13 protein-coding genes are annotated in these 6,864 nt (G+C 53.6%); 1 reads left to right on the top strand and 12 read right to left on the bottom strand.

Annotation, left to right across the window (positions count from 1 at the left end):
- The 9 genes from AD928_RS01105 to AD928_RS14285 all read right to left on the bottom strand — a co-directional run.
- Positions 1 to 262, bottom strand: a 262-nt coding sequence (locus AD928_RS01105) for a FitA-like ribbon-helix-helix domain-containing protein (RefSeq protein WP_233419880.1), incomplete at its 3' end; no start/stop codon positions are given.
- A 194-nt stretch (positions 263 to 456) separates the two neighbouring features.
- A complete protein-coding gene (locus AD928_RS01100; RefSeq protein WP_012813384.1) occupies positions 457 to 711 on the bottom strand; it encodes a hypothetical protein in 255 nt (84 codons plus the stop codon).
- Between the two features lie 84 nt (positions 712 to 795).
- A complete protein-coding gene (locus AD928_RS01095; protein WP_018308598.1) occupies positions 796 to 972 on the bottom strand; it encodes a CopG family antitoxin in 177 nt (58 codons plus the stop codon).
- A 36-nt stretch (positions 973 to 1,008) separates the two neighbouring features.
- Positions 1,009 to 1,395 (bottom strand): type II toxin-antitoxin system VapC family toxin, encoded by a 387-nt coding sequence (locus tag AD928_RS01090; RefSeq protein ID WP_062247557.1) that lies wholly within the window; start codon positions 1,393 to 1,395, stop codon positions 1,009 to 1,011.
- Positions 1,392 to 1,637 carry a type II toxin-antitoxin system Phd/YefM family antitoxin gene (locus AD928_RS01085; RefSeq protein ID WP_062247555.1) on the bottom strand — a complete coding sequence of 82 codons (246 nt, stop codon included), beginning with the start codon at positions 1,635 to 1,637 and terminating at the stop codon, positions 1,392 to 1,394. Before AD928_RS01085 ends, AD928_RS01090 begins: the two co-directional genes overlap by 4 nt.
- Before the next feature lie 126 nt (positions 1,638 to 1,763).
- On the bottom strand, positions 1,764 to 2,159 hold the full coding sequence (locus AD928_RS01080) for a type II toxin-antitoxin system death-on-curing family toxin (protein WP_010665988.1): 396 nt from the start codon (positions 2,157 to 2,159) through the stop codon (positions 1,764 to 1,766).
- Positions 2,156 to 2,443 carry an AbrB/MazE/SpoVT family DNA-binding domain-containing protein gene (locus tag AD928_RS01075; RefSeq protein WP_233419879.1) on the bottom strand — a complete coding sequence of 96 codons (288 nt, stop codon included), beginning with the start codon at positions 2,441 to 2,443 and terminating at the stop codon, positions 2,156 to 2,158. Before AD928_RS01075 ends, AD928_RS01080 begins: the two co-directional genes overlap by 4 nt.
- Before the next feature lie 40 nt (positions 2,444 to 2,483).
- Positions 2,484 to 2,891: a DUF2442 domain-containing protein gene (locus AD928_RS01070; protein WP_062247553.1), complete on the bottom strand. Its 408-nt coding sequence runs from the start codon at positions 2,889 to 2,891 to the stop codon at positions 2,484 to 2,486.
- Positions 2,881 to 3,117, bottom strand: a complete 237-nt coding sequence (locus tag AD928_RS14285; RefSeq protein ID WP_231098595.1) for a DUF4160 domain-containing protein — start codon at positions 3,115 to 3,117, stop codon at positions 2,881 to 2,883. Before AD928_RS14285 ends, AD928_RS01070 begins: the two co-directional genes overlap by 11 nt.
- A gap of 848 nt (positions 3,118 to 3,965) precedes the next feature.
- On the opposite strand from AD928_RS14285, the gene AD928_RS01065 reads away from it, so the two are divergent.
- Positions 3,966 to 5,066 carry a replication initiator protein A gene (locus AD928_RS01065; protein WP_035382371.1) on the top strand — a complete coding sequence of 367 codons (1,101 nt, stop codon included), beginning with the start codon at positions 3,966 to 3,968 and terminating at the stop codon, positions 5,064 to 5,066.
- A gap of 55 nt (positions 5,067 to 5,121) precedes the next feature.
- Here the strand turns inward: AD928_RS01065 and AD928_RS01060 are convergent, their stop codons facing one another.
- The 3 genes from AD928_RS01060 to AD928_RS01045 all read right to left on the bottom strand — a co-directional run bounded on the left by AD928_RS01060 (position 5,122) and on the right by AD928_RS01045 (position 6,857).
- The gene (locus AD928_RS01060) at positions 5,122 to 5,385 is read right to left on the bottom strand and encodes a ribbon-helix-helix domain-containing protein (protein WP_456304671.1); all 264 of its coding nucleotides are present in this window, start codon (positions 5,383 to 5,385) and stop codon (positions 5,122 to 5,124) included.
- A gap of 43 nt (positions 5,386 to 5,428) precedes the next feature.
- Positions 5,429 to 6,186 (bottom strand): IS5 family transposase gene (locus AD928_RS14280; protein WP_099046885.1). Its coding sequence is split into 2 segments (ribosomal slippage): positions 5,429 to 5,865 and positions 5,865 to 6,186, totalling 759 coding nucleotides; the frame shifts between segments, so codons are not numbered across the junction.
- 44 nt (positions 6,187 to 6,230) lie between these two features.
- Entirely contained in the window at positions 6,231 to 6,857 is a 627-nt protein-coding gene (locus AD928_RS01045; RefSeq protein WP_062247558.1) for a chromosome partitioning protein ParA, read from the bottom strand.
- Between the last annotated feature and the right edge of the window lie 7 nt (positions 6,858 to 6,864).

Below are 6,864 nucleotides of genomic sequence, written 5' to 3'. Positions count from 1 at the left end.
CCTTAGCGTATATCTGTGCCCGTTTTATGTAACGACCCCTGATGGCCTCACGAGACACGGCAGGCAGATCTACCCCGCCCAGCCTGGCAAAACGCTGGTGGATGGCCTGACCGGCATCTACCCCCTGGGACACTTCAGCAGAAAGAGCGGAACGCAGGATATCGCGCACCTCTTCTTCCATAGAACGCCCATGCTGGGCTGCGCGCAGACGAAGCTGCTGCTTGAGACTGTCGTCGATATTGCGGATGGTCATCACGGCCATGGAAACCTCCTGAAAGCAATGACAGCATTGTAGTCATTGACTTCGCAGTTTGCAATCATCAGGTCGGATTGGGGTATTTGGGGGAAGAAACGAAATCCCACACCAAGCTGAAAACGGAAGCGCAGATCCAAACTGACCTGAAAATCCAGACGGAAACAGAACGCGGGAACGATCCCTCATTCCCGCGCTGAAAATTACCAGTAATATTCGTGGGGTCGCCGGGTGCCGGTATACGGAAAGACCGCCTCGACAGGATCGAGGTCGCCCTTGATGATCAGGCGGGCAACATGCCTGTCATGATGACGGCCAGGACGGATATCGTGCAGATGACTGTACCAGTTGGGAGATTCAGAGGCTTCACGTGAGCCTCCATAGCCACAGCGATCCGGCTGGTTGGCCCAGCGATGATTGCGACCGTATTTGCGGCTGTGATGATAGGTGCGAGACATGGGAGCTTCCCCTCCATGACGCGCGGAGTGATTTCCGAGCGTACCTACATCGCCCGATCTCCTCTGTTCTGGTCGGAATATACTTTACCGCGTCTGTGCGACATCGGTCTCCAGCAGGGACGCCGGCAGGCGCATGTTGAGGGCAGCCGCCTTGGGTTCGATCTCAAAGCGCATGGGCTTGAAACCGGACAGGTCATACCGGGTCAGATCGACGGTCGCGACGAAATCCTCGGCCGCTTCGTCACTGTGCAGCGAGGGCATGGACCTATTTTTGTAGCTCATACTGGTCGATCTCCTTCAGACTGCTTCGATCGGGCCTGGATAAGCCTTTACCAGCGGATCATGGGTCAGCAGAAGCACTCCTTCCACCGTGGCCTGTGCCACAAGGATCCGATCAAAAGGATCCCGATGCACATCTGGCAGTTGTCCGACTGCCAAGGCGTGCTGGCTGGTGATCGGTAACTCCTCATAACCGTTTTCGATCAGACCGCGTCGCAGCAGGTGAGGATCGACCTGGAAGTCTGCCCGTCCCAGCCCAACCTTGATGGTGATCTCCCAGAGACTGGCCGCACTGAAGACCAGATCATTACCCGGATCCTCCATCAGGGTTCTCGCCCGCGCTGACAGCCTGTCAGGCTCTCCTGCTGCCCAGAGCAGCAGATGGGTATCCAGAAGAAGCCTCATGCCGGACCGTCGAACAGAGACACAATATCGTTCTGTCCCATGCGATCAAAATCTTCGGGCACCCGGATTTTTCCAGCCAGAAACCCCAGACGGCGTTGCTGTTGTTCTTCAGGAGCCGTAATCGGACTGACCCGCACCATCGGCCGGCCGGCTTTGGCAATGATGAAGCTTTCCCCTTTCATGGCCGCGTCAATCAGCCGGGACAGATGGGTCTTGGCTTCGTGGATGTTGACCGTGCGCATGGCGAAAGCCTCCTGAGTTTACTCAAAAAAAGACTTAGCCATATTAGTCTGGTCCATCAAGACAAATGTCGCCAGAACCACCTCAGGAAACGAAAAAAGCACACTCATCGCGTTCCTCGCCTACTGTCATACCCTTTCGGATGCGACATTGGCGGTCAGGAATGCCGCATAGCCCAGTTCGTCCATCTGACCTGCCGCCAGCGCGAGAACCGCATTTGCTGCATCTTCCTGGGCTGCCGTGAAACGATAGCCGTTCAGTTCCAAAAACAGCACACCGAGCACAAAGCCCGTACGCTTGTTCCCGTCGATGAAAGGATGGTTTTTGACGATACCCGCCGTATAGACGGCCGCCAGATGCACTGGATCCAGCGGATCCGCATAAGCCGCATGCTGCTGTGGCCGGGCAAGCGCGGATTTCAGAAGACCTGCATCCCGTACGCCGGAAGCGCCACCATGCACCCCCAACAGCCGATCATGCAGGATCAGGGTATCCCGTTCGTCTATCCAGACGAAGGCTGTCATTGAGCCAGAACATGCAGCGTATCACGGTAACGCCGCATAATATCTTCAGCCTTTGTCATTTTGGTTTCGAAGTCAGGATCATAGGGCACGAGCCGATATCCGCCTTCTGGTGCTTCGGTCAGATACAGGGGCGCGCCATCCTGGGTGTTCAGCCGTGAGATCACTTCCTTGGGTAGTACGACCCCGAGTGAGTTTCCGAATTTTCGCACTTTCAGTTCGACCATGACAGCCCCCTTTATGTTATTATTATTGTAATAACTTTTTGCGGTTTCAGCAACCACCATGCTCACCGGCCTGTCTGCTCATAGTGGTAAGCAGTCTTTCTTACGCGACGTTCCTTGGCCGACCGCCTTTAGCACCATTCCGGCGTGCTGCCGCTGCCTTTTCCTGGCTGGCGGACGATCCGCCCACGCGTCCCATCTGTGCTGCCATCCAGCTTCGGGAACCGTAGATACCGTGGATCAGACCTTCGACCAGAACATCGGCGTCGAGACGGGGCCAGTGAAGGCCATTACCCAGCGGAGTGATCTCGATATCGGCCAGATCATTCAGGGAAGCGTCCTGCAAATCTTGTATCAGACTCACAGGCACGCTCATCTCAACACCGTTGGAGAGCGTGACGTGAAGAGCGCGGCGAGCACGGATCAACCGTGCGGAGACCGCATGAGGAATTGTCGCTCTATGAAGCGCGTCTGCTTCACGAGCGGCCTGATAGTTCATGTCATTCGCCATGTATCGTCTCCCATGCTTCAGCCAACATCTCAGCGTGGTCCTGCACGATGACAAGGGCTTCCTGTATGACCTTATCTTTCATGCCACCTGCTCGTATCAGTCGGGCTTTCCTGCCAATTTCGATCACGGCTTCTCCATCCGCGCTTATGACGTGAACGTGCATTGGCACATGATCTGCTGTGTAAATCACGACACGAAATCCATTGATGCGTAGAAGCGTCGGCATAATGCACCATATCCCTAACGCTTGGGTTTTTCAATCAGAACCATCCCGCTGAAAGTCAGGAGGAGGATATCTGGACGGACGAACAGGAAATGGCCAGCCTATCAATCCCCGGCAAGGCCCGCAGAGCGCCCTGGGAGGCCGCACAAAGCGCAAATCCCGTTACCATCTCCAAACCCGCCACCACACCTGATAACGTCTATACGGCCATCCTGTGGCGTCTGACGGGCATACTGCGACACGTGAGCTGCTGAATGTTCGCCTGAACTACCGTATGCCTTGAGCAGATTACGGTCTTGCCCGGTTCTTCTGGTGTTGCAGGCGTCGGGCGAGCGCGGAGCGGGAGCCCCGTAAGGGCGCTGAAGGCGCCGATGTGGGAACGCATCGTCAGATTATGATTTCGCGCCGTAGGCGTGTCCGTTTAGCGCAGCCCTGAAAGGGTGAGCAGGGGGATGCTGGGTGGGAGATCGCGCATAGCGCGATCGGGGCGGCCGTAGGCCGCGAGCCGGCGGGGGCGTAGCCCCAAGAGGCGGTGCTTAGATTCAATTTAGCTGGAAATTGCAAGAATGAAAAGTTATCCACAGGATAAGAGTGTTTAATAGGTGTTTAAGTAGTGTTACGGTTTTTCAGAGCCAAAACAACACACTGAATAATAACGGTTTTATTGAAAGATTTTATCGTCTTGTGAATCCACTATGACGATAAGCTGAATCCACTATGACGATAAACTGAATCTAATATGACGATAGAAAGTATGCGTAATTGAAATGACGATAAGCTCAGACTGAATCTAATATGACGATAATTGGCTTGCGTATGTGAAGTGACGATAGTAGCTATCTGTAATTGAAATGACGATAGAATCTTCTCCTTCCTTGTTCGACATTGCGCCTTCTTTGGCTATGGAAGGTGAGGATCGCACGCCCCTCCTGCCAGTCCGCCATCCAAATCAGGATCTATTCATCTGTGACGTACTCGATGCCATTCCCAAAGATGATATGGCGTCAATGGAGCATCCTGTTTTTTCGCTCTCGACCAAGCCTGACAACCGGATGCGACGCTATGAACACAATGGGAATATCATAGAGATCATCCCGTCTGGCAAAGGGCTGGCAACGATCCATGACAAGGATATTCTGATCTACTGCATCTCTCAGCTCGTTGCGAAAATGAATCACGGCGAACAACCAGGTCGAACACTCCGCCTTCAAGCTTATGACATGCTGGTCGCTACCAATCGTCAAACCAGCGGAGCAGGCTATAGGCTACTGACCGACGCATTGACACGCTTGCGCGGAACAACCGTGCGAACAAACATTCAAACAGGCGGCATTGAAGAAACGCGAATTTTCGGTTTGATCGAAGAAGCTAGAATCACTCGTAAGACGTTTGATGGCCGAATGCTTGATCTTGAAATCACCCTGTCAGATTGGGTCTATCGTTCAGTCATCAGCAAGAACGTCCTAACACTTCACCGAGACTATTTCCGACTTCGTAAACCGTTCGAACGACGCATGTACGAACTAGCCCGCAAACACTGCGGTATGAAAGATGAATGGAAGATCGGATTAGAACTGCTGCAAAAAAAATGTGGCTCAAATAGCCCGCTTCGCGTATTTCGATCCTTGGTCAAGAAAGTTTGTGCGCATGACACCAGCCATGCTCATTTTCCTGACTATGCCATCACAATGACCGACGACATCATTCTGTTTCGCAACCGTTTGAGCCTTAAAACAACGGCCGATGTTATCGTCCCTGTCAGGGATGCTCCCTACATTGACCCTGAAACCATGCATGACGCTAAAACCGTTGCGCCAGGATATGACATTTATGCTCTCCATGACGAATGGGTTTCATGGTGGCACGACATGGGGAAACCCGAGCTTAAAAGCCCTGCCGGAGCCTTTATTGGCTTTTGCAAAAAACGCCACGAGCGCAGCCCAATACGCTGATTCCAGCACACGCCAGCATGTGTTTACGCGCTTGCATGCAAACATGTACACATGCTTACTTGCCCACAGGACTTTCTCCCATCTTGCGTAGCCAGTCGTTAAACGCGTCGGCCATCGCATCTTGTAAACTCATCCCATGCTTTCTAGCGGTCATATGCATGGCAAATGACATTTCCGGGCTAAAATAGCCCGTCATGGCTTTCTTGCCCTGACGGCTCGGCGCAACCTTCTTGCTGAGTGTGCCAACAACATTGGTGGCAGAAACCTTGCTTTCTGATGTGGCTACAACCGGCGATATTGCGGAATCACGGTCCCGCAACGACAGTAGAGACCCCTTCCGGCTCATGCACTAGGCTCAGGACTCATAGCCAGAACAAGACGGTTGCGGCGAGGCAGACTGCGGAGAAGAAGACGGTCGGGCATCTGTCATAGCGTGTTGCGACCCGTCTCCAGTCCTTGAGCCTGCCGAACATGATCTCGATACGGTTGCGTCTTTTGTATTTCCGTTTGTCGTATTTGACCGGTTTTGCGCGAGATTTTCGACCAGGAATACAGGGTTTGATCCCTTTCTCCTCCAGGGCCTCTCTGAACCAGTCAGCGTCGTAGCCCCGGTCTGCCAGCATCCATTCGGCTGATGGGAGACTGTCCAGAAGGGCAGCGGCACCAGTATAATCACTGATCTGACCTGCTGTCATGAAGAAGTTGAGCGGACGTCCGTTCCGGTCAGTGACAGCATGCAGCTTCGTATTCATCCCGCCTTTGGTCCGCCCGATCAAACGGCCTGGGCCCCCTTTTTTAACCGCAGGCTCGAAGCCGTGCGATGGGCCTTGAGATAGGTCGCATCAATCATGATTGTCTGAGGCTCTGCCTTGCCAGTAGCCAATCCCTCCATCATGCGGATGAAGATCCCCATAGCACTCCAGCGCTTCCAGCGGTTGTAGAGCGTCTTGTGTGGACCGTATTCCCGGGGGGCATCACGCCAGCGCAGACCATTTCTGTTCACGAAAATGATCCCACTCAACACACGACGGTCATCAACGCGAGGTTTGCCATGGCTCTTCGGGAAAAAGGGCCGCAGACGATCCATCTGTTCCTCGGTCAGCCAATACAGGTCACTCATCTTCAGTCTCCTCACAGAGGCTGAATCAGATTTCCGCAATCAAATCAATGGGTCCTGAGCCTAGCTCTCCGCTTTCTTGATGATTGCATGTTTACATGCTTGCATGTCCACTTGTAAAGCAGCCTTACCTCATCAGATGCCTTGCTTTTTGGTTCTATTTCCATTGCTGTTTTCCCTTCCGCCGCAGCATGACGAAAAACTGCACGATCAGCGATAATATATGGACATGCGTTCAGCCCGTAGCTTTCTACGAGTTGCGTGGCCTCCTCATACATACGCGGAGCGGTCGGACTTCCTGCTGTAAAAACGACAAAGGCTGGTTTGCCACGCATTTTTATAAGGCTGGCAGTAGTTTTAATCGCTGCCAAATCGAATGCACTCGGCCGACATGGAATTAACACCAAATCAGCAACTTCAACGGCAGCACTCGCCGCACTATCCGCGTGAGGCGGAGTATCAATCACTATGAACTCAGCCCCCTGACTCATTGCCTGTTCGATCTTAGCCGCGAGGCGCGGCGGAGCACTGTCAATCACAACTGGCGGAGCATCCTTACGCCATGCGGCCCATTGGCTCGCAGTCGCCTGTGGGTCCACATCAATCACCAATGCCGTATGGCCAGCATCCTCAGCCGCAGCCGCCAGATGCAAGGCCAGACGCGGAAATCTCACAGAAGGG

This window comes from Acetobacter cerevisiae (assembly GCF_001580535.1).
Classification (GTDB): domain Bacteria; phylum Pseudomonadota; class Alphaproteobacteria; order Acetobacterales; family Acetobacteraceae; genus Acetobacter; species Acetobacter cerevisiae.
The sequence above is the reverse complement of the archived record's forward strand: the minus strand, read 5'-3'. Positions and strand labels throughout refer to the sequence as shown.

Bases quoted from the DNA above. Each gene is read 5' to 3' on its own strand.
- AD928_RS01100 (WP_012813384.1), bottom strand. From the start codon at position 711: ATGTCTCGCACCTATCATCACAGCCGCAAATACGGTCGCAATCATCGC.
- AD928_RS01095 (WP_018308598.1), bottom strand. From the start codon at position 972: ATGCCCTCGCTGCACAGTGACGAAGCGGCCGAGGATTTCGTCGCGACC.
- AD928_RS01090 (WP_062247557.1), bottom strand. From the start codon at position 1,395: ATGAGGCTTCTTCTGGATACCCATCTGCTGCTCTGGGCAGCAGGAGAG.
- AD928_RS01085 (WP_062247555.1), bottom strand. From the start codon at position 1,637: ATGCGCACGGTCAACATCCACGAAGCCAAGACCCATCTGTCCCGGCTG.
- AD928_RS01080 (WP_010665988.1), bottom strand. From the start codon at position 2,159: ATGACAGCCTTCGTCTGGATAGACGAACGGGATACCCTGATCCTGCAT.
- AD928_RS01075 (WP_233419879.1), bottom strand. From the start codon at position 2,443: ATGGTGGTTGCTGAAACCGCAAAAAGTTATTACAATAATAATAACATA.
- AD928_RS01070 (WP_062247553.1), bottom strand. From the start codon at position 2,891: ATGGCGAATGACATGAACTATCAGGCCGCTCGTGAAGCAGACGCGCTT.
- AD928_RS14285 (WP_231098595.1), bottom strand. From the start codon at position 3,117: ATGCCGACGCTTCTACGCATCAATGGATTTCGTGTCGTGATTTACACA.
- AD928_RS01065 (WP_035382371.1), top strand. From the start codon at position 3,966: ATGACGATAGAATCTTCTCCTTCCTTGTTCGACATTGCGCCTTCTTTG.